Below are 26988 nucleotides of genomic sequence, written 5' to 3' on the forward strand. Positions count from 1 at the left end.
CGTGGAAAACACCTTGGCATCAAGCGTTTCCTTGGCCCCCTTTGCCGGGCTCATCGCCGCCGGCTTGGATCGGGCCGATTTGCCGCACATCCTGCGCGCCCTTCCTTTCGGAGTGGCCGTGCTTGATCGCGAGCGGCGCACGCTGTTCATGAACAGCGTGCTGGAGCGCCTTACCGGCTACACCAGCGAGGAAGTGGCCGGCGTGCCCTGCCGGCATGTGCTGCGCGGCAGCTTTTGCCTGCATGCCTGCCCGCGCGTGGCCTGCGCCAAGAGCGAAATACCCGTGTGCGAGGCGGAAAGCCGCGAGGGCACGCTCATCAACCGCCACCGCCGCAAGGTGCCGGTGCGCCTCACCAGCGTGCCCGTGCTCGACAAGGGCGGCGATCTTCTGTGCACGCTCGATGTCATTGAGGACCTGACCGCGCTGAAGGAGCTGGAGGCGCGGCTCACGCGCACGGCCGGCCCCGGCGCCATCGTGGGCCGCTGCTCCGCCATGGAGCACCTGCTGCGCATTCTGCCCGCCGTGGCCGCAAGCGACGCCACCGTGCTTTTGACGGGCGAGTCCGGCACGGGCAAGGACCTGCTCGCCGAGGCCCTGCACCGGGCCAGCCCCCGCGCCCGCGAGAGCTTCGTGCGCGTGAACGCCACGCCCATGCCCGAGGCCCTGCTCGACGTGGAGCTCTTTGGCCAGGCAGGCGGATCGGGCGAGAGCAACGCGCCCAGGCCCGGCAAGTTCCAGCTGGCACAAAACGGCACGCTCTATCTTTCTGAAATCGCCGACATGCCCCTGGCCCAGCAGGGCCGCCTGCTGCGCCTGCTGGACGAAAAGGCCGTGGTGCCCGCAGGAGGCGAACGCCCCATGCGCCTCAACGTGCGCGTGGTGGCCGCCACCGGGCGCGACCCCGAAGCCCTCGTCAAGGCCGGGCTCTTGCGCGAGGACCTGTTCCACCGGCTCAACGCCGTGCGCCTGCACCTGCCCCCCGTGCGCGAGCGCGGCGAGGACGTGCAGTTCCTGCTCGCGCACTTCCTGGGCATTTACGCCACCAAGTTCCGCAAGCAGGTGCTGGGCTTCTCGGCCGAGGCGCTCTCGCTGCTCTCGGCCTACGACTATCCCGGCAACGTGCGCGAGCTGCGCAACATGGTCGAATACGCGGCAATGGTCTGCGCGGGCGACGTGGTCCTGCCCGACCACCTGCCGCCGCACGTGCGCTTTCCCCAGGCCGCCCCGCCCGCCGATGATCCGGCCGCCAACTCCTCCGCCGCGCGCGTCAAGCACGCCCGGAAAAAGGTCTAAGGGGAGGCGCGCGTCATGGCTAAAAAAATCCTCGTGACCTTGTACCGCAACGAAGTCGCCCCGCGTTTCGACCTGGCGAGCGAAGTGCTTCTCGTCACCGTGGACGCGGACAACCGCGAGGTGCGCAGGCAGGAGCTCGTGCTGGCCCACGCCAGCGCCGACGACCTCTGCGACCTCATTTTGGACCGGGAAGTGGCTGTGCTCATTACCGGCGGCATGGAAGAAGAACACTACCACTACCTGCGCTGGAAGCGCCTGGACGTGCTGGACGGCATTGCCGGACTGGCCGAGGACGCCCTGGCCCGCTACCTGCGCGGCGAGCTGGAGTCCGGGGACATCCTGTTCCCGAGGGGGGAGCATGCGTAAGCTCGCGGCGCTCATCAAACATCCCCTGCGCGAACTGCAAAGCGACGTGGACGAGGCGGTTTCGCCGGAGCGCTACACCATGCTTCGCCGCAAGATCATCGCCCTCATCGTGGCGGCGTCGCTCATTCCCCTCTCGGTCATGGCCGTGCTCAACTATTACGAGCACCAGAACGCCATGACCAAGGAGATCCAGAACCCCCTGCGCGTGCTGGTGAACAAGACCAAGAACTCCTTCGAGCTGTTCCTGGCCGAGCGCACCTCCACGGTCAGCCTCATCGCCTCGGCCTACAGCTACGGCGAACTGGCCGACGAAAACAAGCTCGCGCGCATCTTCACGGTCATGAAGAAGGAGTTCGACGGCTTCGTGGACCTGGGGCTCATCGACGCCCACGGCAACCAGATCAATTACGTCGGGCCTTATGCCCTCAAGGGCAAGAACTACGCCGAGCAGCGCTGGTTCCAAGAGGTGCGCCTCAAGGGCAAGTACGTCAGCGACGTGTTCATGGGCTACCGCAAGTTTCCCCACGTCATCATCGCCGTGCAACACATGACCGAGGACGGCCGCGTGTGGATTCTGCGCGCCACCCTCGACACCCGGCAGTTCGAGCGCATCATCGCCAGCATGAGCCTGGAGCCCGACGCCGACGCCTTTCTGGTGAACACCCAGGGGCTGATGCAGACCAGCTCCAACAACTACGGCAAGGTGCTGGAGAAGCTTTCCTTCCCGCTGCCGCCGCAGACCTATGAGCCAACCGTGCTGCAGATGATCGATCCCCTTGGGCGCGATGTCTTCCTCTCCTATGCCTACTTCCCGGAGGCCGATTTCGTGCTCATGGCCGTCAAGCCCAAGGCCAGCGTGCTCAAGACCTGGTACACGGTGCGCGGCGACCTGCTGTTCATCTTCGCCGTGGGCGTGGCCCTGGTGCTTCTGGCCGCCGTCGGCGTCACCGACGCGCTCATCCGGCGCATGAAGGAGGCCGAGGACCGGCGCGAGCTTGCCCTGCGCGAGGTGGAGCACTCGCAGAAGCTTTCAAGCATCGGCCGGCTGGCCGCGGGCGTGGCCCACGAGGTCAACAACCCCTTGGCCATCATCAACGAGAAAGCCGGGCTCATGAAGGACATCCTGTCCATGCAGGACGAGTTTCCGGCCAAGGGCAAGATTCTGGCCCAGGTGGAAAGCATTCTGCGTGCCGTGGACCGCTGCCGGGGCATCACCCACCGCATGCTCGGTTTTGCCCGCCGCATGGACGTGACGAACGAGGAGTTGGACTTGGGCGAGCTCATCGCCGAGACCGCCAGCTTCCTGTCCAACGAGGCCATGCACCGCAAGGTGGATGTGCGCCTGGACATCGACCCGCTCCTGCCGCGCATCGTTTCCGACCGCAGCCAGCTCCAGCAGGTGTTCCTGAACCTCTTCAACAACGCCCTGGCGGCCGTGCCGGACGGCGGCGTCATCGAGGCCGCGGCCAGGCCCGAATCCGACGGCGTGTGCGTCACCGTGAAGGACAACGGCTGCGGCATGAGCGACGAAACCCTGAAGCACATCTTTGAACCGTTTTTCACCACCAAGAAGGGCAAGGGCACGGGCCTCGGCCTGTCCATCACCTACGGCATCGTAAAACGCCTTGGCGGCGAGATCGCCGTTGAGTCCACCACGGGCGTCGGCACCACGCTCACCATCACCCTGCCCATAGGGCAGCGCGAGGCATTGGCATGAACACGAAAGACTGGAAGATTTTGCTCGTTGACGACGAGCACGAATTCATCACCACCCTGGCCGAACGCCTTGAGCTGCGGGGCATAGGCGCGCGCGTGGTCTTCGACGGCGAGTCCGCCCTGCTGGCCGTTGCCGAGGACGAGCCCCACGTCATGATCCTCGACGTGCTCATGCCCGGCATCAAGGGCCTTGAAGTGCTGGAACGCGTGAAGCGCACCAACCCGAACGTGCAGGTGCTGCTTTTGACCGGCCACGGCAGCACCCGCGACGGCATAGAGGGCATGCGTCTGGGCGCCTTCGACTACATGATGAAGCCGCTCAACATCGACACGCTCATCGAGAAGATGGAGTCGGCCATCGACTACGCCAGCAAGGCCGCCAAGCTCGGCCAATAGGGGCAAGACCATGCGCGACGCGCTATTCATGGGCCGGCTGACGGCCCACGCCACCCACGAGATGCAGAACATCCTCGCCACCATCCGCGAGTCCTCCGGACTCATGGAAGACCTGCTGGCCATGGGCGGAGAGAACTTCGCCCACGCGGAGCGCTTCAAGCGCGGCCTTGGCGTGCTTTCCGAGCAGGTGGAGCGCGGCATGCAGCTTTCCGAGCAGCTCAACTACTGCGCGCATTCCCCGGAGCCCAGCCCCACGGGTTGCGAGGTGAACGACGCCCTGCGCGCCCTGGTGGGGCTTTTCCGCCGCACGGCCGCGCGCTTCCGGGTGAGCTTGGCCCTTGCCCCGGGCCGCACCGGCCTGCGCACCTCGCTGCGCGCCGTGGAGGTCATGGATCTGGCGGGACTCGCCGTCGACTGCGCCCTGCCGCTGCTCCCGCGCGACGCCAAGCTCATGCTCTCGGTGGAGGAGCAGGGCGGGCTCGCCGTGGCGCGCGTCGGCTCACCTGCGTTCGAGGCCCTGCGGGGCCAGCCCGAGTATGCGGACTTGGCCGCCTGCGCCAAAACCCTTGGCGTTGGCCTGTGCCCCGGCCCCAATGGCGAGGGGATCGTGCTTTCGCTGCCCAAAGCCCAGGCTTGAGCCCCTTGATTTCTGGTTAAAGAGGAGTAGCATTCCAAGGTAGCAGCTTGACTTCACATTGCCGCGGGCGCGGAGTGCACGCCATAGCCCCGGCCAGAAGGAGGACGTTATGCTCGGAATGCTCAAGAGACTTGAGGACAGCTTCGCCGGAATGGCCTTTGCCGAGGCCGGCGAGAACGAGACGGCCATGCAGTTGGCCGGTGTGACGAACTGCGGCGTCAGCGTGTCGGATGTATTCGCCGCCGCCGCCTTTGCCGAGGCCGATTGCCACGGCGTGGCCCTGGAAATGCTGGGCTGCGCGCCGAAGCGGCTCACGCCTCCGGTTCAAGTCTGCGGGTTCCTCGAATCCGTGGGGCTTGGCGGAGTGCATGTGGCCTACGGCCTGGCCGAGGCCTAAGCCTTAACACGCCAAAACCGGGGGCTCCGGGTCCGCCCTGGGCCCCCGGAACCGGGCGCGCACCACGCGCCCAAACAAGGAGTGCACATGAGCAAGAAGATCAAGCTGCTGCTGGTCGACGACGAGGAGAATTTCGTCAACACCCTGGCCGAACGCATGAACATGCGCGACATGGGCTCTGAAGTGGCCCATGACGGCGAAACCGCCCTGGAGATGGTCAAGGACGAGGCTCCGGACGTCATGGTTCTCGACCTGCGCATGCCCGGCATCGACGGCGTCGAAGTGCTGCGCAAGGTCAAGAAGGCGCATCCCCATGTCCAGGTCATCGTGCTCACCGGCCACGGCTCCGAGCAGGACCAGGAAATCTGCATGCAGCTCGGCGCGTACGAATACCACAAGAAGCCCGTGGACATCGACCGCCTGGTGAAGAGCATCAAGGGCGCCTACCGCCAGAAGATGGAAGACATGATGGTGGCCGCCACCTTTGCCGAAGCCGGCGACTTCGATGAAGCCGACAAGGTGATGAAAGAGGGTAACAAGAAGTAGCCGGGGGACGCATGAACGCCGTCCTTCTGGTGGATGACGAGCGCGACTTTGCCGATCTGCTGGCTGAGCGGCTCCAGGCGCGGGGATTCCAGGTCAAGACCGCCTACGATGGCGAGGATGCCCTGCGCCTGGCCGCCGAGCTGGAGCTCGACGTGGCCGTGCTCGACGTGAACCTGCCCGGCATCGACGGGCTCTCGCTGCTGCGCGAGCTCAAAAAGCTCAAGCCGCAGGTCGAGGCGCTCATGCTCACGGGGCAAAACGACTTGGCCACGGCCGTGACCGGCATGAAGCTCGGCGCCTCGGACTATCTGGTGAAGCCGGTGCCCATCGAACGCTTGGCCGAGGCCATCCTGCGCGCCCAGGACCGCCGCGAGGAACGCCTGGAAGGCCTGCGCATGGCCGAAACCGCCAAAATGGCCGCCCTGGGCCAAATGGCGGAGGGCGTCGCCCACGAGATCAACAACCCCGTCAACACCATGGTCAACCTGGCCGGCTGGCTGGAAGACCTTGTGGGCGATCTGCGCGCGGAGATGAAGTCTTCTAGCCTGCTGCCCGCCCAGGCCGGCACTTTGGGCGAGATGCAGGACTCTGCCCGGAAAATGCGCGAGCACGGGCAGCGCTGCAAGCAGATAACCGCCAAGCTTTTGTGCCTGTGCCACAAGGATGCGGCCACGGGCCGCGCCGCCACGGCAGAGGCCTCCCTCGACCTGCGGGCGCTTTTGAACGGACTGCTGGCGGAACGCGCGGAACGCTTGGCGGCCTCCGGCGTGCAGTTGCGGGCGGAGATCTCCACGGAACTCCCGCTGCTCACCCTGCCCACGGCGGGGCTGCCCGGCACAGACCTTTCCACCGCCCTCGGCAACATTCTGGACAACGCCCTGGACGCCATGCCCGGCGGCGGCATGCTCACCGTGCGCGCCACGGCCCAAAACCGCGAGGCGCGCATCGACATAGAGGACACCGGTTGCGGCATTTTGCCCGCGCACCTGCCGCGCGTCTTCGAGCCCTTCTTCTCCACCAAGGAAGTCGGCCAGGGCACGGGGCTCGGCCTTTCCGTCAGCTACGGCACGCTCAAAGCCCTTGGCGGCGACATCGACATCACGAGCCAGCCCGGGCAAGGCGCCAAGGTGCTGGTCTCCCTGCCCTGCTGAACCGCGTTGGGCCCAGGCAGCCGCCGTTCTCTCCGGTCCCTGCGAAAAATCCGTATTTTTGCGTGTTGGCCTGATCCGGCATTTCGCATATTGATTCATGCGAATACGACTGGAGGACCGCATGCCCTTCAATTCCCTGCCCCCATCACGTTCTGAGCTTCTGCGGCTTGTGGCGCCTTGCGGGCTGTACTGCGGGGGCTGTCTGGCCTTCACCGGCGGCGCAATCCGCAGCCATGCGCGCGCCCTGCGCGACCTGCTCGGCCCGAATTTCGCCGCCTATGCCGAACGCATGGCGGCCATGAACCCGGCGTTCGGTCAGTACCAGGAATTCTCCGGCCTGCTGGAGTTCCTCTCCCAGGGGTCATGCAAGGGCTGCCGCGACGGCGGCTGCCTTCTGGGCGACTGCGGCGTGCGCGAGTGCGCGATAAAGCGGGAACTCGATTTTTGCGGCCTGTGCCCGGACTTTCCCTGCGAAGAGCCGGGATTGCCCGCCGGGCTCGTTGCGCGCTGGCGGAAAAACGGCGAGATACTCCGCGACAAAGGCCCTGCGGAATATCTTGAGCTCATGCGCCTGCGGCCCCGGTATCCCTAGGCGCGGCAGCCCCTTCGCACATCTCCTCAGCGCCCTTTCACGGCGTGAACCCGTCCGCCCGTGCCATATCCCGCAAACATGGCGTCATAAACCTCGTTGTCGCCGGGCGTGGTGAAGTACCCCTCATCCACTGTCTCCGCCTTGCCTGCGGACAACAGTTCGCTCACCGTGGCCGTGGCATAGCCCCTGGCCGCCAGAAGCGGCAGCAGGTGCCGCACCAGCTCGGCCGTGTCTTTGGGCACGGCGTTGGCGTGCAGCAGCACGATGGAGCCGGGCCGCACGGCCTCGGCCAGGGCTTGGGCCCGCCGCTGGGCGTCGCCGCAGCCGCCCTCGCCGACGACATCCCACTGGATGACCGCATACCCCTGAGCGTTCAGATCCTGGGCCACATCCGCCCCGCCGCGCCCATACGGCAAACGGAACAGCCGCAGCGGACCGCGTCCAGAGGTGGGCAGCCCGCGCGCCGCAAGCCTCTGGTCCAACTCCTCGCGCAGTAGATCGAACTGCCCGCTGGTCCATTCCACCTGCTGACGGCGGAAGGCCACTGGGGCCACGGCCATGTTGGCGTGGGCCCAGGAGTGGTTGCCAAGCTCGAAGCGGCCGTCGGCCATGAGCTGCATGGCGCGCTCCGGGTGGGACCGCAGCCATTTGCCCCCGGCGAAGAAGGTCGCCTTGGCGTTGGCGGCGCGCAGGGCGTCCACCAGCCGGGCGTCATAGCCGGTGACGTGTACAGTCCGCTCGCAGAGGTCGAAGGTCAACGCCACGCGGCGGTCGCCCTCTGGCAAGGCCACCCGGCGGATGATGCCGCGCTGGGTCTCGGGCAGGGCTGGCAACGCGGCCCGTTGGGAGGTGCGCACGGGAGCAGCCGCGTCGGCTTTCGACAGGTGCCGGATGGCGCGCTCGGCGCGCATTCTGGCGGGGTCAAGCGGCTCTGCCAATTGCGCCGCAGTCCAGAGCCTCAGCGGGCTCCCAGCCCCCGACGAAAGAGCTTCGCCGGCGGAGGACGGCGCAGGGCAAAGCAAGACCGCAATCGACACCAACAACAAGGTCAAGGTCGTCAAACGAGAGCGCATTGGTCCTGCTCCTTGCGTCCCAAAGGCGGCGCGCATCATGCCCGCGCCTCCAGCCGCAGGGCCGCCGAAACGCCTTGCGGCGTGGTGCGGACTGCGGCTGGAGACGGAGGGGTGCATTTGGTCGAACGGCAGAAAACGCCGCGAAGAAGGCGGGGCTACTCGGTGATGGTGATGGCCGGACCGTTGAAGGCGATGCTCAGAACCTCGTACTCCACGCGGCCGCGCGGCACGATGATGACCACCTCGTCGCCCTCGCTCTTGCCGAGCAGGGCCTGGCCCACGGGAGACAGGATGGACACGCTGCCCTTGCAGAATCCGGTCTCGTCCGGGCCGAGCAGGGTGTACAGCTTCTTCTCGCCGGAATCCACGTCCTCAAGCTCCACCGTGGCGCCAAAGCTGATCTTGTCGCCGCCGAGGGTCTTCATGTCGATGACATTGTACTTGTGCATCCGGCTTTCGATGAAGTTGATGCGCGCCTCCATCAAGCCCTGACGCTCGCGCGCGGCATGGTAGCCGCCGTTTTCCTTCAGGTCGCCTTCCTCGCGGGCCAAGCGGATGGCCTCGGAGACTTCGGGACGCTGCTTCTTCAGGCTCTCAAGCTCTTTTTTCATGAGCTTATAGCCTTCCTGGGAAATGGGTAGACTCGACATGTGCTGCCTCTCTTGCATCACGCGGCGCAATGCGCCGCAACTTTGGTCTGGACAAAACAACAAGAAGCCTGCGAGGACCTCCCGCAGGCCGCCTGCCAAATACATTCGTCACATAGAACAACAAAAGCCGAGGGTCAAGCCGCGCAACCCGGGGCTACCGACGCCTGCGGCCCTGGCCTAGCGCTTGCGGCGGGCGATGATGTAATCGAACACCTTGCCCGCCAGCCCCAAGCCAAGGCTGATGCCGGAGGCGGCCCGGCGCACGCGCGAACGCAGCGCCAGCACCTCAAGCTGAATCACCTGACGGCGCAGGTCGGCCTGCACGGCGATCCGCGCCTTGGCCTTGGTCACGCCTTCGAGTTCCGCGTCTAGAAACATGACTTGTCCTTCTCCAGTTCCGCCAGGGTCTGGGCGAACATGTGGTTTCTGCCCGCCAGGCGCCGCTTGATGCCCACAAAGGCCCACGCGGCCGCGACGAAGCAGATGCCTGTAAGCACCCCCATGCCAGCCACGCGCCATTCCACGGGGAGCAGCGCAAGGAAGGTCAGCACGCCCAGAATAAGCCCCAGAAGGGCGAAGACCACCCCGCAGCACGACAGGATCAGGATCTGCACCAGGCGGATCTTGTCCTCGCGCAGCTCAAGCCCAAGCAGCTCAATGCGGTCTTTGACGGTCTGCGCCAGGGCCGCGGCGACACGCCCCGAGGTGCCGCCGAGGTCCAGGTCCTCCAGGAGCAAGCCCATGTCGCGCCTACTTCCGGCCCATGAGCCAGCCGAGCATGAGCCCGACGACAAAGGAGCCGCCGATGGCGTAATACGGCTTCTCGCGGATGATCTTGTCCGTGTCCTGCAGGCGGTTCTTGAGATGGCCTTCCAGCTCGCCGCACTTGACCTTGGCGACGGCAAGACGCTCTTCAAGCACGGCGCGCGCGGCGCGGGTGCGGTCGTCAATCTCGCCGGCCGTGGCTTCGATGAGCTTCTGGGCGTGGCTGATGACTTCACGCAGTTCCTGAGCCATTTCCTCGCTGTGGGCGCTGTCCTTAAACATAAGGGCCTCCTTCCGTCAGTGGATGGTGTCGCTGTTTGTAAGACTGTGCGATAATCGCCCGCACAGGCTGGCTCTGTCAAGGCTTGGCGGGACAATTGGCAAAAGATTGCAACGCGTTTTGCGCTCCTCCGGCCTAGCCGATGCCCGGCTCCGTGCTCCAGGCGTAAATGGGCGTGAGGGGCTGGTAATCCACAAGGTCTATGCGCATGGCGCACATGGCGCCCAGCATGGGGGGCAGCACCAGGTTGTTGGCAAAACGCCACGGCTGGGAGTTCTTCCAGGTGCAGGGCGGGCCAGGCAGGACGGAGCGCGTGCGCGCGGGCGTTTTGCCCGTGTGCACCAGGGCCAGGGCCCGCATTTCCGGCCAGGTGAACCAGCGCGCGCCGCAGAGCAGGTGCCCGCGGTTCCAGGGCCAGGCGCAGCCGCGCGCCAGCCAGTACGCCGAGTGCCGGTTCAAAAAGCCGATGAGCAGGCCCTTTGATGCCACCCGCGCCGCCTCGGCCAAGGCTTTGCCGGGGTCGTCGCAAAATTCGAGCACGGTCCACAGCACGCAGAAGTCATACTCGTTGTCGGCAAAGGGCAGGGCTTCGCCATCGCCCACGTAGAGCTCCGCGTCCGGGCCAAGCCGGCGGCGCGCCGCGGCGATCATGCCCGGAGACTTGTCCAGCCCGGCCACGGAAAAGCCGTCATCAAACAAAATGTGCTGGAACAGGCCCGTGCCGCAGCCGATTTCGAGCACGCGCTGGTTGCGGCGCGGCCACTCGGCCACAACGCTGTCCAGCAGGCGGCGCTCGGCCCCCAGGGCAAAGCGCCCTTCTGGTGTGGCGAACCACTCTTCATAATGGGCTGCGTCCCAATCCATAAGCGGCCTGCCCACGCTCCCGCTTCCGGGAGCTTCAAAAAACGCCCCGGACCTCAGCAGGTCCGGGGCTTATCAAACGTCGTTGCCTATTTCTCGTTCAGGGCTTCGTAAACCTTGCCCACCATGGATTCAGAGGGGGTCAGGGTCTTGGCGCCGGGGGTCCACTTGGCTGGGCAGGCCTCGTTGGGATTCTTGATGAGGTAGACGTTGGCCTCAAGCTTGCGCACAAGCTCGTCCGCGTTGCGGCCCACGTTGTAGAAGTTCACTTCGCTGGAGGCCAGCACGCCATCGGGGTTGATGATGAAGGTGCCGCGCAGGGCCAGACCGGACTCCGCGTCCCACACGTCGAAGAAGCGGGACACGTTGCCGTTGGGGTCGGCGCCCATGAGGAACTTCACGTCCTTGAGCAGGCGTTCGCTGGTCTGCCAGGCAAGGTGGGCGAATTTGGTGTCGGTGGACACGCTGACCACTTCCGCGCCGAGCTTCTTGAGCTTGGCGTGCTGGGCGGCCAGGTCGGCCAGCTCCGTGGGGCACACGAAGGTGAAGTCCGCCGGGTAGAACACAAGCACCAGCCACTTCTTTTTCTTCTGGATCTTCTCGGAATCCACAACCGTGAAGCCGCCCTCGCTCGGGTCATAGGCCTCAAGGGTGAAGTTCCGGATTTTCTGTCCGACCTTGGCGCATTCCATGAACTCGTAGTCGTCGTGATCGTGATCGCAGCATTCCATGCGGGCTTCTCCGTTGTGTTTTTTGTTGTTGCTGGGCAAAAGCGCGCGGCAGGGCGCGGCTCTTTCCGTATCTAAGCTAAATAGGGGTTCACGCCGGGGGAGTCAAGGCGCGCCCCCCTTCCCTCCCGGGCCATCGTGCTATATCTATGGCCGCACAAGCGCGGCGAACAGCACCCGCGCGCAAGACCACACCACACCAAAAGAGGTCCCATGACCAAGCTCATCCACGGCTTTGCCCTTGAACGCGAGCAGGAAATACCCGAACTTGCCGCCACCGCGCGCATTTACCGCCATGCCAAGACCGGCGGCCGTCTCCTTTCGCTCATCAGCCCGGACGAAAACAAGGTCTTCGGCGTGGCCTTCCGCACGCCGCCCACGGACTCCACCGGGCTGCCGCACATCCTGGAGCACAGCGTGCTCTGCGGTTCGCGCAAGTACCCGGTCAAGGAGCCCTTCGTGGAGCTCATCAAAGGCTCGCTCAACACCTTCCTGAACGCCCTCACCTTTCCGGACAAGACCTGCTACCCCGTGGCCAGCGCCAACTTGCAGGACTTCTACAACCTCGTTGATGTCTATCTCGACGCGGTGTTCTTCCCCAGCCTGACGCCCAATACGCTGAAGCAGGAAGGCTGGCACTACGACGTGGAGCGCGCCGAGGACCCGCTGGCATTCAAGGGCGTGGTGTTCAACGAGATGAAGGGCGTGTACTCCTCGCCCGACAGCCTGCTGGGCGAATACTCCCAGCGCTCGCTCTACCCGGACACCTGCTACGGGCTGGACTCCGGCGGCGATCCGGAACGCATTCCCGACCTGACCTTTGAGCAGTTCATGGACTTCCACAAGCGCTTCTACCATCCGTCCAACGCCTATGCATTCTTCTCCGGCGACGACGACCCGGAAAAGCGCCTGGCCATGCTGGACGAATATTTCTCCCAGTTCGACGCCCCGGCTCCGGGCCAGCCCGCCTCAGAGGTGGAGCTGCAGCCTTCCTTTGAGAAACCCCGGCGCTTTGTGCATCCGTACGCCGCGGACGCAGCACTTCCCGAGCCCATGGCGGAGGGAGATGACGAGGGCGACGAGGACAATGGAGCGGAAGACGGCGAAGGCGCGGCCCGGGCCATGTGCACGGTCAACTTCGGCCTGCCGGACACGCAAAGCCCGGACCTGAGCCTCGCCTTCGAGGTGTTGGAGCATGTGCTCATCGGCTTGCCGTCATCGCCCTTGCGCAAGGCCCTGGTCGACTCCGGCCTGGGCGAGGACCTCACGGGCGGCGGCCTGGAGACGGACCTGCGCCAGATGTCCTTCTCCGTCGGCCTCAAAGGCCTGGCCACCGCCAACAACGCGGCCGAGGCCACGGCCGACAAGGTGGAGGCCCTGGTGCTGGACACCCTGCGGCAGCTCGCCGAAGACGGCCTGCACCTGGACGACATCCGCGCGGGCATCAACAGCGTGGAGTTCGACCTGCGCGAGAACAACACGGGCAGCTACCCGCGCGGCTTGGTGGTCTTTTTCGAGGCCCTGGCGACCTGGCTGTACGACGGCGACCCGCTGGCGCACCTGCCCTTCGAAGGCCCCCTGGCGCGGCTCAAGGCCCGGCTGGACAAGGGCGAGAAGGTCTTTGAGGACCTCATCCGCACGCATTTTCTGCACAACACCCACCGCACCCTGGTGATCCTGGTGCCCGACACGGCCCTGGGCGCCCAGCGCGAAGCCGCCGAACAGGCGCGCCTCAAGGCCGTGAAGGACAGCCTGTCCGCTCGGGACGTGGAGCGCCTGGTGGCGGAGACGCACGAACTGCACGCCTTGCAGGAGGCCCCGGACGCGCCGGAGGACCTGGCCCGCATTCCCCGCCTGACCCCCGCCGACCTGCCGCGGGAAAACGCCGCCATTCCGCATGAGCTGGCCGCCTTGCCCGGCCTGCCGGATACCGGCACCAAGACCTTTGTGCACGACCTGCCCACCAGCGGCGTGGTGTACCTGGACCTAGCCTTCGAACTCGCGGGCGTACCGGACGAACTCATCCCGCTGGTGCCCATCCTTGGCCGCACGCTTCTTGAAATGGGCACCAAGCGCTCCAGCTTTGTGGACCTCTCGCGCAACATCGCCATGACCACGGGCGGCCTGTGGGCGCAGACCTTCGTCTCCTCCGTGCGCGGCCAGGGGCCGAACGCGGCCGCCCAGCGCCTGTTCCTGCGCGGCAAGGCCACGGCCGAGAAACTGCCCTCGCTCCTTGGCCTCATAACCGAAGTGCTCACGGAAGCGGACTTCAGCGATGCCGAGCGCCTGGGCAAGATCATCCTTGAATCCAAGGCCCGGCGCGAGCAGCGCCTCATCCCTTCGGGTCATGCTCTCGCCTCCACGCGGCTCAAGGCCCGCACGGGCGTTGCCCAGGCCATGAACGAGGCCATGGGCGGCCTGACCGGCCTGAACTTCGTGCGCGACCTGGCCCGGCGCATGGACACCGCCCCGGAAGGCGTGAGCGCGGACCTGCACCGTCTGCTCTCCCTGCTGCTTTCCCGCCGGGGCCTGCTGGTCAATCTCACCACCGACGCCAAGGCCATCAAGGCGGCGCTCCCGCGCATCGCCGAAGTGGTCGGAGGCCTGCCGGATGTGACCCTCAGCGCCGCGCCCCGCGCAATCCCCGAACTGCCCCTGCGCGAGGGCCTGTGCCTGCCCGCGCAGGTGAACTACGTCGCCGCCGGCGGCAACGCCCGCGCCCTCGGCCAGGAGCCCGGCGCCGCGGCCTCGGTGGTCGCCAAGTTCCTGCGGGCGGGCTACCTGTGGGAGCGCGTGCGCGTGCAGGGCGGCGCGTACGGGGCCTCCTGCGCGTACAGCAGGCTTTCCGGCAACCTCGTCTTCGCCTCCTACCGCGACCCCAACGTGACGCGCACCCTGGACGCCTACGCCGGCGTCGGGCCGTATCTCACCAGCCTGCACATCGACCCCTCGGAGCTGGAAAAGAGCGTTGTCGGCAGCATCGGCGACATGGACCACTATATGCTGCCCGACGCCAAGGGCTTCACGGCCCTGGCGCGCGAGATCACCGGCGAGGACGCGGACTACCGCCAGGCCGCGCGCGAAGCGGTGTTCGCCACCAGCCAAAAGGACTTCGCCGCCTTTGGAGAAGCCGTGAACGCCGTGCTGGCCAACGGCCCCATGGTCGTGGCGGGCGGACGCGACGGGTTGGAGAAAGCCAATCTAGACTTTGTCTTGACCAAGGTTCTGTGAAACAGTATTGCCTATCAGGACGTCATGCATTTGACGTCCTGATACCAATACCAGCGCGAACCTAAAGGCAAGTCCATCAGAAGCATGAGATTCTCCCTCTGGCCCCGGTCTTGCACAAGTAGCGGCATGGGTAGAAACCGCCGCCAGCCCCTGCACAACCGCACCCTCCGCGCCATGACAATGGCCGCGCTGGGGCTTTGGCTCTTGTGCGCCGGCGGCTGCGCCATGCTGCCCTTCGCCATCACCACCACGGCCTCCCTGGCCATGCCGCAGAACAGCTCCCTGGCCATGACCGGCGTCAAAGGCGTCTACAACTCCGCCTATCTCGCCAGCGATGAGCGCGACATGAACACCATCGTGCGCGACAACATGCTCTCCATCAAGGCCCAAAGCGCGCTGCTCACGGCGCACGGCTCCGCGGACGTGCAGGTGCGCGCTTACAACGGCGAGGTCTTCGCCGTGGGCGTCGTGGAAACCCAGGCCGACCGCGACCGCGTCATCGTCGCCATGCAGAACGTCAAGGGCGTGGGAGCCATCAAGGGCTACATCCGCCTGCGCGACGTGGAAGCGCCCATCAACCGCAGCGCGGACAGCGGGCTGGAAAGCCGCGCCCGCCTCGCGCTGAGCCGCCACCTGCTGCACAAGAACGTCGGGGTCGACATCCAGGCCGTGGACGGACAGCTCTGCCTCATGGGCGTCGTCGGCACCCATGCCGAGGCCCTGGACATCATCCAGTACGTCGAAACCGTCACAGGCAAGCCGGCCCTTTCGCTCCTGGCCATCCGCGACGAATACGCCACCGGGCACACCCAGACCAACCGGCTCTACCTGCTCAAGCCCGGCGAGGAGACTCCGCGCGGCATCACCCTGCAGGATGATCCGCAGCCGCTACCCGCAAGCCCCATCAGCCCCATCCATCTTGCCCAAGCGGCAAAGAGCGGCCCCACATACCGCGCGGCGGTCACGCCCGCGCCTGCCGCCATCGCCCCCGCGGCGAACAAGGCCCGCGCCCATATGCAGCAGAAGCTCGCCACTCTGGCCAAGCACGAGGCCAATCCCCTCGCCCGGGCCGAACTGCTCACCCTCGCCACCCAGGTCGGCCAGGACCGCGACCTCTCCATCTCCGACCGGCTGTCCGTCGCGGCCGATAGCGCCACCCAGCAGCAGGCCAAGGTGAAGATACAGGCTCTCCTGGCCTTGTTCTAGCACTGCATGCGGGGCAACGCCCCGGCCCGTCTCGAACCAGCCAAAAGCCCCGGCCACGCAGAAAACGCGGCCGGGGCTTTTGGCTGGAACCCGCCGTGGCGCGCAATCTGGCCCACGGCCATGCAGATGGGGAGAGAGGGAAAACAGATGCGTGCCTGATGCCGACATCAAAGCAGCAAGCTTCCGGCCAGGAAATCAAGATGGACCCAGGGATTCTATCAGGGGCCCTTCCTTAATATTCCACAGAACCTAAAAGCCCCCGGAAGCTTCGTCTCTGCGTCAGCGGCAACTTTAACGCCGGCGCACGCCAAGGGCGATGCCGGTAAGGGTGGCGGCCACGCCCAATAGTTCGGCGGCGCCCGTTGGCTTGGCGAAGAAAAGCAGGTCCCAAATGTAGGCCAGCACGGGCTGCAGCAGCAAAATCAGCCCGGCGAGGGACATGCGCGTGTCGCGCAGGCCCCGGCTGATAAGCACCCAACCCAGGAGCTGGGAACTGAGGCCATAGCCCGCCATGAGCAGCAGAGGCATGCCCGGGGAAAGGCCCAGGCTTTCGCCCCGCGCCAGCAGCACGAGCAGGAGCAGGGCGGCGGTCATGAGCGTGTTCACGGTGGTGACGGCAAGCTGGCTGCCCTCGCCGCAAATCATCATGCTGCGGCCCAAAGCCAGGATGAACCCGCCATAGAAGAACCCCGTGAGCAGGCCGAAAATGACGCCGATGTGGTAGTCCGGCCCGGCGGCGGCCCAGGCCGGAGCCACGATGGCGAAGAGCCCGGCCATGGCCAGGCCGAGCCCCAGCAAAAAGCGCCCGCTGGGCTTTTCCTTCAAAAAGACAATGCTCCACAGGGCCAGGATGAACACCTGGAAGTTCCCGAACAGGGTGGAAAGCCCCGGGCCGATGTAATGGATGGAGATGTGCCAGACCACGAGGTCCGCGGCGAAAAACGCCGCGCAGAGAGCGGACCAGTAATATCCGGCCTTGGGCAGGGCCGCGATGCGCGAGCGCGGTTCCCGGCTCATGCAGGTGGCCAGCAGCAGGCCGATTCCGCCGATGAACATGCGGTAGAAGGCCGCCGCGTCGCCGCTGACGCCGTAGGGGCCTGCCAGCTTTACGAACACGGGCGAGAAGCTGATGATGAATGCGCCAAGGAGCAGATGCAGCATCAGGCGCTCCGGGGGCGGACGAGCCGCGCCCAGGCGGGCGCCAGCGGCAAACGCCCGGCCAGGGCTATGCCCGCTTCGGTGACGCGCGCGCGCCAGACCCAGGCCTCCACCCCGGCCGCAAGGGCCACGGCCAGGCCCTCGGCATACGCCGGGTCGACCACGTCCGCCGGGGCGAAGCACTCGCCGTCCGGCCTTTGCACCAGGAAGAACAGCGCGGCGCGGCAGCCTTGGCCCACCAGACGCGTCAGCTCCACAAGGTGCTTGCGGCCGCGTTCGCTTGCGGCGTCCGGAAACTGGGCCTGATCATCTTCCACAAGGGTCACGTTTTTGCACTCCACGTAGAGGGGCGGCAGGGGGCCAGGTTCAGGGGCTTCACCATCGGCGGAGTCAAAGCGGGCGTCCAGGCGGCTGTCGCCGATCTTGAATTCCGGCGTCATGCGCGCATAAGCGCGGGCCTCGGGCAGCAGGCCCGTTCGCCAGGCCGCGGCCAAAAGCCTGTTGGGCGTCAGGGTGTTCACGCCCACCCAGGCGGGGTCCGCGCCACGGTGCCCGCCCGGCAGGGCCAAAGCCTCCAGGGTCCATTTGAGGGCGCGGTCCGGGTTCAACGCCGGGGAAAGCAGCGCGGCCACGCCGGGCCGCAGCAGGCCGAGCATGGAGCCGGTGTTGTTGGTGTGGGCGCGCACCTCGCCCCCGGTGGCGGGGTCCACGGTCACGGCGGTGAAGCGCTTCTCGCGGCGCAGCAGCCGGGTGACGCGGCAGCCGGGGGCAAAAGGCAGGAGCACGGCAGAATCAGACATGCCGGGGGCCGTTGCCGTCTTCCTCAGGTTCCTTGCCCACAAGGCGCAGGCCTTCGCCCGGGTAGACGCGGCGCTCGGCTTCCGGCGTGGGGCGGGGCACGGCGGGCCAAACGCCCGGCACAGGGTCCGGGCCTTCGGCCGCGCAGGCCGTGGGCTCGGTGTCGGCCATCACCGGCTGGGCGCGCAGGTCCACGCCCGGCACGGGCACGCTGAACTCCACCGCAACGTTGTTGGGGTCAAAGGAATAGAGCGAGTGGATGAAGCCGTGGTCGACCACCTCCGACACCCAGAAACCGGCGGCTTCCAGCCTGTCGCGCAGGGCCCACAGGTCCTCCTCGCACTCCAACCCAAAAGAGATGTGGTCGAAGGTGAAGGGGCCGCGCACCGGCGCGCCATGGTCCTTGTCCGGCCCCGGCTCCACGCCCGGCCACTCGAAAAAGGCGATCATGTCCTGCTGGGTGAGCTCGAAGAAGTAATGCCGGTAGCCGGGGTGCCCCAGACCAGCCACAAGGCGCATGCCGAGCAGGTCGCGCCAGTAGCGGATGGTGGCGTCCATGTCGCCCGTGGCCAAGGCCAGGTGGTTGATGCCGGTAAAGCGCATGCGGGCTCTCCTTCTACGTCCTTCTAGATGGGCGGCAAGGGAAAAGCAAGACGGCGGCGACAGGCCGCATGGGAGACCGCTCTCCTGACCGAACGCTGCGACAAGGGGCAATGCGGCCCCGCAGCCTGGACCGACAGCGTGAGGCCTGTGGCGCCCCGACCGCTTGCGACCATCCACCGACCCCCACAGACCGCCCGCCGATGGGGCGTCCCCGGGCCTCTTTACGGTCCTAAAAGCCGGTGCTATGCCCCGAAAAGCATTGCCGAAGCCTTCACAACATCCAAGGGGGCCAGCCCATGTATCTCGGCATCGACGTAGGCGGAACGCACACGGACGCCGTGGCGCTCGACGAATCAGGCATTGCCGCCCAGGCCAAGGTAAAGACCAACCACCAGGATCTGCTGGCCTCCGTGAACCAGGCCCTGGAGGGCATTCTGGCGGCCGTGCCGGCCCAGAGCATTTCGCAGCTGAACCTTTCCACCACGCTCTCCACCAACGCCATCGTCCAGGGCACCCTGGAGGACGTGGGCATGCTGGTGGTGCCGGGGCCGGGCATCAGCGCCGACGACTTCATGCTCTGCCGCGACTACCACGTGCTCACAGGGTCCATCGACCACCGGGGCAGCGAGATCGAACGCCTGGACGCGGCGCAGGCGCAAAGCGCCATCGACGCCTGCCGCAAAAAAGGCGTGCGCGTGTTCGGCTGCGTGGGCAAGTTCAGCACCCGCAACCCCCTGCACGAAAACACCCTGCGGCAGATGCTCGGCCCGGACGGCGCAGGCGCGGACGCCGTGACCCTGGGCCACGAGCTGGGCGGGCGTCTCAACTTTCCCCGCCGCCTGGCCACGGCCTATTTCAACTGCGCGGTGTGGCGGGTCTTCGGCGCCTTTGCCGACGCCGTGGAGAAGAGCCTTGCACGCCTTGGCCTGGGCCATGTGCGCGTGAACACCCTCAAGGCCGACGGCGGCACCTTTCCCCTGGCCCAGGCGCGCAAAATGCCCGTGCAGAGCATCTTTTCCGGCCCCGCGGCCAGCGTCATGGGCATCATCGCCCTGTGCGACATCAACCACGACTCGATCATTCTGGACATCGGCGGCACCACCACGGACATCGCCGTGTTCGTGGACGGCCAACCCCTGGTGGAGCACGACGGCATCGACATCGGCAGCCACCCCACATTGGTGCGCGCGCTCAAGGTGCATTCCATCGGCATCGGCGGCGACTCGGCCATCAGCGTGCTGGGCGAGGCCGTGCGCGTGGGGCCCAACCGCCTCGGCCCCTCACAGGCCGACTGCGTGGAGCTGGGCTGCGCCTGCGCGGCCGATGCCCGCCCGACGCTCATCGACGCGCTGAACTGCGTGGGCGCGGCCAGCCACGGCAACGTGGAGGCCTCGCGCCAGGCCATCGGCCAGTTCGCGCGCTGCCACTCCATCAGCCCGGAGGTGCTGGCCCAGAGCGCCGTGGAGGCCGCCAGCGAGGCCATCTTCAAGGCCACGCGGGAGCTGCTCGACGAGATCAACGACAAGCCCGTATACACCATCCACGAGCTGCTGGAGGGCCGCCGCGTGGTGCCCAAGCGCGTATACCTCATGGGCGGCCCGGCCCAGGCCATGCGCGAGGCCGTGCGCCAGCGCTTCGAGCTTTTCACCGTGGTGCCGGAGCACTTCGACGTGGCCAACGCCATCGGCGCGGCGCTGACGCGCAACACGGCCAGCCTGGAGCTCTTCGCCGACACGGAAAAGGGCGTCATGTTCATTCCCGCCCTGCGCCACCGCGAAAACGTGCCGCGCAATTACAGCCTGAAGGAGGCCGAGCGCGACGCCCTGAACCATCTGCTGGCGCATCTGTCCGAAATGGGCGTGTTCGCCGACCGGGACAACGCGCAGGTGAACCACGCCTCCAGCTTCAACATGGTGAGCGACGGCGTCACCACCGGCCGCAACATCCGCGTCAAATGCCAGATCAAGCCCGGCGTGGCCTTCGCCCTGACCGGACAGTCGCAAACCACGGCGGGGAGGTAGGGCCATGCACGAGGCAAAAAACAGCCTGGGCGTCATCTTCTTCCCGGCTTTCGACTGGAGCATCTCGCCCACGCACCCGGAGCGGGAAGAGCGTCTGCTCTACACGCAGGACCAGCTGAAGGAAGAGGGGCTCTTCGACATCGAGGGCGTGGACGAGCACAAGCCCGGCGTGGCCACCAAAGAGGACATCGAGCGCGTGCACTTCTGCTACCCGGAGGTGGAGGCCGTGGCCACGCGCTCGCACCTGGTGGCGGCCGGCGGCACCATGACCGCCGCTGATCTTGTCATGAGCGGCCGGCACAAGAAGGCCTTCGCCCTGGTGCGCCCGCCGGGACACCACGCCATGAAGGTCGTGCACGGCTCGCGGGGGTTCTGCAACATCAACATCGAAGCCGTGATGATCGAGCACCTGCGCGAGAACTACGGCAAGAAGCGCATCGCGGTGGTCGACACCGACTGCCACCACGGCGACGGCACCCAGGACATCTACTGGCACGACCCGGATGTGCTGTTCATCTCGCTGCACCAGGACGGCCGCACGCTCTACCCCGGCACGGGCTTCCCGCAGGAATGCGGCGGCCCGCACGCCCTTGGCCGCACCATCAACATCCCCCTGCCGCCGGGCACCGGCGACGAAGGCTACATGATGGCCATGGAGCGGGTGGTCATGCCCATTCTGAAGGACTTCCAGCCCGAGGTGGTCATCAATTCCGCCGGGCAGGACAACCACTTCACCGACCCCATCACCAACATGAACCTGACGGCGCAGGGCTATGCGCGCCTGACCGAACTCTTGCAGGCCGACATCGCCGTGCTGGAAGGCGGGTACTCCATCCAGGGCGCCCTGCCCTACGTGAATCTGGGCATCTGCCTGTCCATGGCCGGGCTGGACTACTCCGGCGTGCGCGAGCCGGGCTTCGACGCCGTGAAGCATGCGCAGCGGCCGCAGATAGCCGAATATCTGGCCAAGCTGTGCGACGCCCTTCCAGAGCTGTACTTCAACCCGCCCAGCCTGGAGCAGAGCGTCTCCGGCGGCAAGATCGAGGGCGAGTGGTTCGTGCGCCACAAGGACATCTATTACGACACCGACGGCATCAGCGAGGCGCAAACCGAGGAGCTGCTGCTGTGCGACTCCTGCCGGGGGCTGCTCAAGGTCGTCAGCCGCACCACCAAGAACCCCGCCTGCCTGGGCGTGGAGATTCCGCTCAACGCCTGCCCGCGCTGCCGCGAGAAGGGTCTGGCCCTGTATGACGAAGCCCAGGCCAAGGACGGCTACCGCTACAGCCAGCTCATCAACCGGGCGGACCGCCAGTATTTGCGGCACGGGTTTTGACTGAAGCCACGGCCTGATCGGGAGCGGTCACGCTAAGGAAGCACGTCGAACGCTGTTCACCCGCCGTTCATTCGTCGTTCATTTGGGCCGTCTCCCGTTGGGGGGCGGCCTTTTTCTTGTCAGCCCAGTTCGAAGCTGGTGACGCCGAAGACGCGTTCCAGGTCATATGCGGGCGCAGGGCCGCGATACATGCGCCCGGTCTCGAACACTTGGCGCATGCCGTGGGACTCGGCCAGCCGCACCGCGTCCGCATTGGGCAGGGGCACGTCGAGGAAGACCGGGCCCTGTTGCGCGGCGGCGCAAAGACCATGAAAAAGACTGTGTGCGGCGACCGCGTCATCGGCGAAGAGCGGGCCAATTTTTGAGCCCACGCCGCAGGGCCGCACCACGCCGTAGCCGGCCAGCCTTCCCCCGCGCCGCAGCCCCAGGGCCACGTGCCCCGGCAGGCTGAGCCAGGATGTCAGGAAGGCTTCGCGCCGGGCCGGGAAGCAACGCCTGTCGTAGGCCAGCACCTCGGCGAAGGGCGTTTCCTCCAGATCGTGCAGCCCAGGGGGCATCTCGCCACCGGTCGTGCCTTCATAGCGGCTGTTGCGCAGGGCCAGGGCGAAACCGTCCTTGGCGTAGGCGCTTTGCTGGGCCACCACCGCGTCCAAACCGATTGTGGGCGCAGCCAGCGCTTTCAGGGCCGCGTTCCACAGACGCAGGCCATAGCCGCGCCCGCGCAGATCCGGCCGCACGAGGTACAGACCGATGAAGCCGAAGGCCGGGCTGTGCTGGTCCGCGGCGTAGCGCACGGCGGAAATGGCCGCCACGGGCTCGCCGTGCAGCGCGCCGAGAAAGAAGCCGTCTCCGTCGGCCCGCCAAAAGGCTTCGGCGTCCCGCAGGCCGGGGTTCCAGCCCTCGGCCGCGGCCAGGTCCAGGGCGAAGTCCAGCTCATGCCGCGCCATGCGGCGGATGGCGTACCCATCGTCGACCGTGGTGCTTGTGCCGTGGGGCGAGGTCATGCGGGCCTCCTTGATGGACGTGGCTGTCAGGGGCGGAGCGCCAGCTCCCGGCGTACGGCGTCGAGCAGGGCGCGGCTCGCGCTCTCCGGATCCGGGGCGGCGCAAATGGCGGAGACCACGGCAATGCCGTCGGCCCCGGCGCGGATGACCTCGGCGGCATTTTGCGCGCCGATGCCGCCAATGGCCACCAGGGGACGCGCTGTGGCGGCGCGCAGACCGCGCAGGCCGCCCAGGCCCCAGCCGGGGCCCGTGTCCGTCTTGGTCGGCGTGGGATAGATGGGACTGACGCCGTAGTAGTCGATGTCCAGGCCTTCGGCCTCGGCCAGCTGGTCCGGGCGCTCCAGGGAGAGCCCGATGAGCGCGGCCGGGCCGAGCAATTGCCGGGCGAGGGGCGCGGGCATGTCCGACTGGCCCAGATGAACGCCGTCCGCCTGCACGGCCAAAGCCACATCCACACGGTCGTTGACGATGAGCGGCACGCCATGCGGTGCGAGCAGGGCCTTGAGCGCCTGGCCCAGGGCGACCATGTCGCGGAAGCCCAGGCTCTTTTCGCGCAGCTGCACAACGCTTGCGCCGCCGCGCACGGCCAGGGCCGCCACGTCGGCCAGGCTCCGCTCTCCGCACAGCTTCCGGTCCGTCACCAGATAGAGTGCGAGGTCAAAGCCCGGCCGCCGCGTCATGGCTAGTGCACCACCTTGATGTGGTCGACCACGTCCTGGGCGGTCATGTTGTACAGCGCATCGTACAAATGCAGCTGCAACGTGCCGGGGCCGCTTGATTTTCGTTCCGCCATCTCGCCCGCAACCTTCATGGTGACGCAGGCATGCAGCGCGGCTTCCAGCGGGTTCTTGTTCACGGCGGCAAAGGCCGCGCACAGGGCCGTTGCCGTGCAGCCAAGGCCGGTGACGCGCGGCATGAGCGGGCTGCCGCCGAGCACGCGCACCTTGGCGCCGCTTTCGGTGACGAAGTCGGTTTCGCCGCTGACCACAACAGCGCAGTTGTGCTTCATGGCCAGGGTGCGCGCGGCGGTGCCCGCGTTGTCGCTCTTGGCCGTGGAGTCGACCCCGCGCGCGGCGGACCCGGAATCACCGGCAAGGGTCATGATCTCCGAGGCGTTGCCGCGGATGATGAACGGCTGGTGCGCGCCGAGCAGGGCCAGGGGGGTGACGGTGCGCAGCATGCTCGCGCCCGCGCCCACGGGGTCGAGCACCACGGGCACGCCGGCCTCGTCGGCCGCGGTCCAGGCGGGATCCATGGCGGCAAGATATTCCGGCGCCACGGTGCCGAGGTTGATGACCACGCCGCCGGAAATGGCGACCAGCTCGGCCATTTCCTCAACCGCGTGGCTCATGATGGGCGAGGCGCCCAGGGCCAAAAGCGCGTTGGCCGTGGTGTTGGTCACCACGTAGTTGGTTATGGACAAGATCACCGGCGCTTTGGCGCGGATGGCCTCAATGTCGCGAAATACCTTGTCGGCGTCGGTCATGGCGTGCTCCGGCTATGAGGTTGCAGGTCGTTCAAGATTCTCCGCTTGCCTGCCGGTTGTCAAGGCAAGGAGGGTTGAAATCGCGGAGGCACGGGCCTACAGTCCTCCCTACAATAATGAAAAGGAGTCCCCCACATGCCTCAGTTTGCCGATCGTGTGGCTAAGGCCCAGCGTTCTTTCATCCGCGAGATTCTGAAGGTCACCGCGGATCCTTCCGTCATCTCCTTCGCGGGCGGCCTGCCCAATCCGGCCTCCTTCCCCGTGCCCGAGATCGCCGCCGCCGCCGCCAAGGTATTGTACGAGTCCGGCCCGAGCGCCCTGCAGTATTCCACCACCGAGGGCTACCTGCCCCTGCGCAAGTGGATCGCCGACCGCTACAAGCGGCGCATGGACATGAACGTGAACCCCAACGACATCCTCATCACCACCGGCTCTCAGCAGGCGCTGGACCTCGTGGCCAAGGTCATCGTCAACGCGGGCGATACCGTAGTCATGGAAAAGCCCGGCTACCTGGGCGCCATCCAGGCCTTCACCATCTTCCGGCCCTCCTGGCGCTCCGTGCCGCTGGAGAACGACGGCCCGGACCTGGCCGCCCTCGACAAGGCCCTTGAGGGCGCCAAGCTGTTCTATGCCGTCACCAGCTTTCAGAATCCCTCCGGCCTGTCCTATTCCGAAGAAAAGCGCGCAGCGGTGGCCGAGCTGCTGCACCGCCACGGCACATTCTTCCTTGAGGACGACCCTTACGGCGAGCTGCGCTTCAAGGGCCGCGCCCTGCCGCCGGTGTACAAGCAGCGGCCGGAGCACTCCATGCTGCTCGGCACCTTCTCCAAGGTCGCCGCGCCCGGCTTCCGCCTGGGCTGGATCGTGGCCAAGGGCGAGATCATGGACCGGCTCGTCATCGCCAAGCAGGCGGCCGACCTGCACACCGGCTCCCTCGACCAGATGATCGTGCACCAGTTCCTGGCCGACAACGACTTCGAGGCCCACGTGGCGCGCATCCGCGAGCTTTACGGCAACCAGTGCCGGACCATGCAGGCCTCCATCGCCAAGCACTTTCCCAAGAACGTGCACGTCACCCAGCCCGAGGGCGGCATGTTCCTCTGGGTCACCCTGCCGGAGAACCTCTCCGCCACGGAGCTCTTGAAGCGCTCCGTGGAGTGCAAGGTGGCCTTTGTGCCCGGCGCGGCCTTCTTTGTGGACGGCACGGGCGAAAACACCCTGCGCCTCAACTACTCCAACGCCGACGCCGAGACCATCGACGAAGGCATCAAGCGGCTGGCCGCCTGCATGGAGGCCTGTTTGGCCGACAGCCCGAAAGCCGCCTGCAAGGGAGCATGAGCGCCGGAACGCTGACCCTTCTGGGCCGTTTGCGGGGCATGGCCCTGGCGGCCCTGTGGGCCTACAAGGCCCGCTCGCTCTTTGTCATCATGGGGGTGGGGTTCGGCGTGGCCGCCCTCACCCTCATCGTCACCGCCGTGGACGGGGCGGAGCGCAAGGCCGTGGAGCTGGTCGAATGGTTCGGGCCCGACGCCGCCCTCGTCTTCGGCGGGAACTTCAAGAAGCGGGCTGTCGGCGCGCGCACCAACACCCTCACCGAAGACGACATGCGCACCATCCGCCAGTCGCTGCCCGGCGTTTCGCTGGTGGTGCCCATGCGCGCCAAGCAGGACATTCCTCTGCGCTTTCAGGACAAGAATCTTCCGGGCACGCTCATCGTCGGCGCCACGGAAAACTACGCCAGCGCCTGGAACTGGCCGCTGGTCGAGGGCCGCGACCTCTCCGAGGAGGACGTGCGCCTGGGCGCGCGCGTCGCCCTGCTGGGCGACAAGCCCTCCCGCGAGCTCTTCGGCGACGAGTCGCCCGTGGGCCGCACCTTCCAGATGGGCAAGTTCCAGGTGCAGGTCATCGGCCGGCTCAAGTACCGCGGGGCCTCCGGCGGCGGCGGCGATGTGGACGACCGCGTCATCATCCCCATCAGCACCCTCACCAGCCGTTTCAACCTGGACCGCAAGTACTACCGCGCCATGCGCATCAAGTTTCTGGAGCCCCAGCTCATGAGCAGCCACGTGGAGAATCTGCGCGCCTTTCTGCGCATGAACCACCACCTGGCCGACAGCGACGACGACGACTTCTCCATCATCACCGCCGACGAGATCCTGAAATTCCTTTCCGCCTTCAAGGGCGGGCTGGTGGCCTTTCTTGGCGTCACCGCCGCCGCCGCCATGACCGTTGGCGGTTTTGTGCTGGCCAACCTCTTCTCCATCAGCGTCAGCGAGCGCAGCCGAGAAATAGGGCTCAAAAAGGCCCTGGGCGCGACCAAGAACGCCATCCTGCTGCAGTTCATGCTCGAGGCGGCCTTTTTGACGGCCATCGGCGGGCTTGTGGGGCTGGGACTGGGGCTGGGACTGGGGCAACTGCTTACCCGGCTGGGCATGCTGCAAATCCTCTTCTCGTGGAAGGTGTTCTTCTGGTCCCTGGGCAGCGCGCTCTTGATCGGCTTCGTCTTCGGCCTCAAGCCCGCGCAGGCCGCGGCCGCGCTGGATCCCATAGCCGCGCTGCGCGGCGACGGCTAGGCCGCGGGGAACCCAAGGGGCGGGCCGCGCAAAAAAGACCGGCCCAGGCTCTTGGGCAAGGCCATGACGATGAACGCGCAGGCTCTTTGTCCCAAATGCCTTGCCCGTTCGGAAGAGCCTCGT

The 26988-nt window shown here is 66.6% G+C and carries 28 protein-coding genes; 15 read left to right on the forward strand and 13 right to left on the reverse strand.

Features of this window, described 5'->3' with window-relative positions:
* The first annotated feature begins 1 nt into the window (after position 1).
* From ACYQ4W_RS12720 to ACYQ4W_RS12760, 9 genes are all read left to right on the forward strand, one after another.
* Positions 2 to 1294, forward strand: a complete 1293-nt coding sequence (locus tag ACYQ4W_RS12720) for a sigma-54 interaction domain-containing protein (protein WP_459857239.1) — start codon at positions 2 to 4, stop codon at positions 1292 to 1294.
* A gap of 15 nt (positions 1295 to 1309) precedes the next feature.
* Positions 1310 to 1660 carry a NifB/NifX family molybdenum-iron cluster-binding protein gene (locus ACYQ4W_RS12725; RefSeq protein ID WP_459857241.1) on the forward strand — a complete coding sequence of 117 codons (351 nt, stop codon included), beginning with the start codon at positions 1310 to 1312 and terminating at the stop codon, positions 1658 to 1660.
* A complete protein-coding gene (locus ACYQ4W_RS12730; RefSeq protein WP_459857244.1) occupies positions 1653 to 3377 on the forward strand; it encodes a sensor histidine kinase in 1725 nt (574 codons plus the stop codon). The genes ACYQ4W_RS12725 and ACYQ4W_RS12730 overlap by 8 nt, the downstream gene beginning before the upstream one ends.
* The gene (locus tag ACYQ4W_RS12735; RefSeq protein WP_459857247.1) at positions 3374 to 3772 is read left to right on the forward strand and encodes a response regulator; all 399 of its coding nucleotides are present in this window, start codon (positions 3374 to 3376) and stop codon (positions 3770 to 3772) included. Before ACYQ4W_RS12730 ends, ACYQ4W_RS12735 begins: the two co-directional genes overlap by 4 nt.
* A 10-nt stretch (positions 3773 to 3782) precedes the next feature.
* Positions 3783 to 4409 (forward strand): hypothetical protein, encoded by a 627-nt coding sequence (locus tag ACYQ4W_RS12740; RefSeq protein WP_459857249.1) that lies wholly within the window; start codon positions 3783 to 3785, stop codon positions 4407 to 4409.
* Positions 4410 to 4518: 109 nt separating this feature from the next.
* On the forward strand, positions 4519 to 4806 hold the full coding sequence (locus ACYQ4W_RS12745; RefSeq protein ID WP_459857251.1) for a hypothetical protein: 288 nt from the start codon (positions 4519 to 4521) through the stop codon (positions 4804 to 4806).
* An 87-nt stretch (positions 4807 to 4893) separates the two neighbouring features.
* Positions 4894 to 5352 carry a response regulator gene (locus ACYQ4W_RS12750; RefSeq protein ID WP_459857253.1) on the forward strand — a complete coding sequence of 153 codons (459 nt, stop codon included), beginning with the start codon at positions 4894 to 4896 and terminating at the stop codon, positions 5350 to 5352.
* Positions 5353 to 5363: 11 nt separating this feature from the next.
* Positions 5364 to 6503 (forward strand): sensor histidine kinase, encoded by a 1140-nt coding sequence (locus tag ACYQ4W_RS12755; RefSeq protein ID WP_459857255.1) that lies wholly within the window; start codon positions 5364 to 5366, stop codon positions 6501 to 6503.
* Positions 6504 to 6624: 121 nt separating this feature from the next.
* Complete coding sequence (locus ACYQ4W_RS12760; RefSeq protein WP_459857257.1) at positions 6625 to 7095, forward strand: DUF3795 domain-containing protein; 471 nt, start codon at positions 6625 to 6627, stop codon at positions 7093 to 7095.
* 26 nt (positions 7096 to 7121) lie between these two features.
* Here ACYQ4W_RS12760 and ACYQ4W_RS12765 read toward each other — a convergent pair whose 3' ends face one another.
* The 7 genes from ACYQ4W_RS12765 to ACYQ4W_RS12795 all read right to left on the reverse strand — a co-directional run bounded on the left by ACYQ4W_RS12765 (position 7122) and on the right by ACYQ4W_RS12795 (position 11455).
* Positions 7122 to 8006, reverse strand: a complete 885-nt coding sequence (locus ACYQ4W_RS12765; RefSeq protein WP_459857259.1) for a polysaccharide deacetylase family protein — start codon at positions 8004 to 8006, stop codon at positions 7122 to 7124.
* A 317-nt stretch (positions 8007 to 8323) separates the two neighbouring features.
* Positions 8324 to 8818, reverse strand: a complete 495-nt coding sequence (gene greA, locus ACYQ4W_RS12770) for a transcription elongation factor GreA (protein ID WP_459857261.1) — start codon at positions 8816 to 8818, stop codon at positions 8324 to 8326.
* A 177-nt stretch (positions 8819 to 8995) separates the two neighbouring features.
* Entirely contained in the window at positions 8996 to 9196 is a 201-nt protein-coding gene (locus ACYQ4W_RS12775) for a hypothetical protein (RefSeq protein ID WP_459857263.1), read from the reverse strand.
* On the reverse strand, positions 9187 to 9561 hold the full coding sequence (locus ACYQ4W_RS12780) for a phage holin family protein (RefSeq protein WP_459857265.1): 375 nt from the start codon (positions 9559 to 9561) through the stop codon (positions 9187 to 9189). Before ACYQ4W_RS12780 ends, ACYQ4W_RS12775 begins: the two co-directional genes overlap by 10 nt.
* Before the next feature lie 7 nt (positions 9562 to 9568).
* Positions 9569 to 9865 (reverse strand): ElaB/YgaM/YqjD family protein, encoded by a 297-nt coding sequence (locus ACYQ4W_RS12785; RefSeq protein ID WP_459857267.1) that lies wholly within the window; start codon positions 9863 to 9865, stop codon positions 9569 to 9571.
* A 133-nt stretch (positions 9866 to 9998) separates the two neighbouring features.
* Complete coding sequence (locus tag ACYQ4W_RS12790) at positions 9999 to 10727, reverse strand: class I SAM-dependent methyltransferase (RefSeq protein ID WP_459857269.1); 729 nt, start codon at positions 10725 to 10727, stop codon at positions 9999 to 10001.
* Between the two features lie 86 nt (positions 10728 to 10813).
* Positions 10814 to 11455 (reverse strand): peroxiredoxin, encoded by a 642-nt coding sequence (locus tag ACYQ4W_RS12795; protein ID WP_459857271.1) that lies wholly within the window; start codon positions 11453 to 11455, stop codon positions 10814 to 10816.
* Positions 11456 to 11665: 210 nt separating this feature from the next.
* Here ACYQ4W_RS12795 and ACYQ4W_RS12800 point away from each other — a divergent pair, with 210 nt between their 5' ends.
* Both ACYQ4W_RS12800 and ACYQ4W_RS12805 read left to right on the forward strand, forming a co-directional pair.
* A complete protein-coding gene (locus ACYQ4W_RS12800) occupies positions 11666 to 14683 on the forward strand; it encodes an insulinase family protein (RefSeq protein ID WP_459857273.1) in 3018 nt (1005 codons plus the stop codon).
* 126 nt (positions 14684 to 14809) lie between these two features.
* Entirely contained in the window at positions 14810 to 15889 is a 1080-nt protein-coding gene (locus ACYQ4W_RS12805; RefSeq protein WP_459857275.1) for a BON domain-containing protein, read from the forward strand.
* Between the two features lie 291 nt (positions 15890 to 16180).
* Here ACYQ4W_RS12805 and ACYQ4W_RS12810 read toward each other — a convergent pair whose 3' ends face one another.
* Genes ACYQ4W_RS12810 through ACYQ4W_RS12820 form a run of 3 tightly spaced genes read right to left on the reverse strand, consistent with a single transcriptional unit; the run spans position 16181 to position 18448 of the window.
* Entirely contained in the window at positions 16181 to 17050 is an 870-nt protein-coding gene (locus ACYQ4W_RS12810) for a DMT family transporter (protein WP_459857277.1), read from the reverse strand.
* The gene (sfsA, locus tag ACYQ4W_RS12815; protein ID WP_459857279.1) at positions 17050 to 17847 is read right to left on the reverse strand and encodes a DNA/RNA nuclease SfsA; all 798 of its coding nucleotides are present in this window, start codon (positions 17845 to 17847) and stop codon (positions 17050 to 17052) included. The genes ACYQ4W_RS12810 and sfsA overlap by 1 nt, the downstream gene beginning before the upstream one ends.
* The gene (locus tag ACYQ4W_RS12820; protein WP_459857281.1) at positions 17840 to 18448 is read right to left on the reverse strand and encodes a VOC family protein; all 609 of its coding nucleotides are present in this window, start codon (positions 18446 to 18448) and stop codon (positions 17840 to 17842) included. Before ACYQ4W_RS12820 ends, sfsA begins: the two co-directional genes overlap by 8 nt.
* Before the next feature lie 296 nt (positions 18449 to 18744).
* On the opposite strand from ACYQ4W_RS12820, the gene ACYQ4W_RS12825 reads away from it, so the two are divergent.
* Positions 18745 to 20469 carry a hydantoinase/oxoprolinase family protein gene (locus tag ACYQ4W_RS12825; RefSeq protein ID WP_459857283.1) on the forward strand — a complete coding sequence of 575 codons (1725 nt, stop codon included), beginning with the start codon at positions 18745 to 18747 and terminating at the stop codon, positions 20467 to 20469.
* A gap of 4 nt (positions 20470 to 20473) precedes the next feature.
* On the forward strand, positions 20474 to 21802 hold the full coding sequence (locus ACYQ4W_RS12830) for a histone deacetylase family protein (RefSeq protein ID WP_459857285.1): 1329 nt from the start codon (positions 20474 to 20476) through the stop codon (positions 21800 to 21802).
* Between the two features lie 119 nt (positions 21803 to 21921).
* Here ACYQ4W_RS12830 and ACYQ4W_RS12835 read toward each other — a convergent pair whose 3' ends face one another.
* From ACYQ4W_RS12835 to thiM, 3 genes are read right to left on the reverse strand one after another with little or no spacing between them, the layout of a single operon-like run.
* Positions 21922 to 22806: a GNAT family N-acetyltransferase gene (locus tag ACYQ4W_RS12835; protein WP_459857288.1), complete on the reverse strand. Its 885-nt coding sequence runs from the start codon at positions 22804 to 22806 to the stop codon at positions 21922 to 21924.
* A 26-nt stretch (positions 22807 to 22832) separates the two neighbouring features.
* Positions 22833 to 23486 (reverse strand): thiamine phosphate synthase, encoded by a 654-nt coding sequence (gene thiE / locus ACYQ4W_RS12840; RefSeq protein WP_459857290.1) that lies wholly within the window; start codon positions 23484 to 23486, stop codon positions 22833 to 22835.
* A 2-nt stretch (positions 23487 to 23488) separates the two neighbouring features.
* Positions 23489 to 24292, reverse strand: coding sequence for a hydroxyethylthiazole kinase (thiM, locus tag ACYQ4W_RS12845; protein ID WP_459857292.1), 804 nt, complete (start codon positions 24290 to 24292; stop codon positions 23489 to 23491).
* 135 nt (positions 24293 to 24427) lie between these two features.
* On the opposite strand from thiM, the gene ACYQ4W_RS12850 reads away from it, so the two are divergent.
* Positions 24428 to 25630, forward strand: coding sequence for an aminotransferase-like domain-containing protein (locus tag ACYQ4W_RS12850; protein ID WP_459857294.1), 1203 nt, complete (start codon positions 24428 to 24430; stop codon positions 25628 to 25630).
* Positions 25627 to 26865, forward strand: a complete 1239-nt coding sequence (locus ACYQ4W_RS12855; protein WP_459857296.1) for an ABC transporter permease — start codon at positions 25627 to 25629, stop codon at positions 26863 to 26865. The genes ACYQ4W_RS12850 and ACYQ4W_RS12855 overlap by 4 nt, the downstream gene beginning before the upstream one ends.
* Positions 26866 to 26988: the final 123 nt, after the last annotated feature.

The organism is Humidesulfovibrio idahonensis (assembly GCF_054657715.1).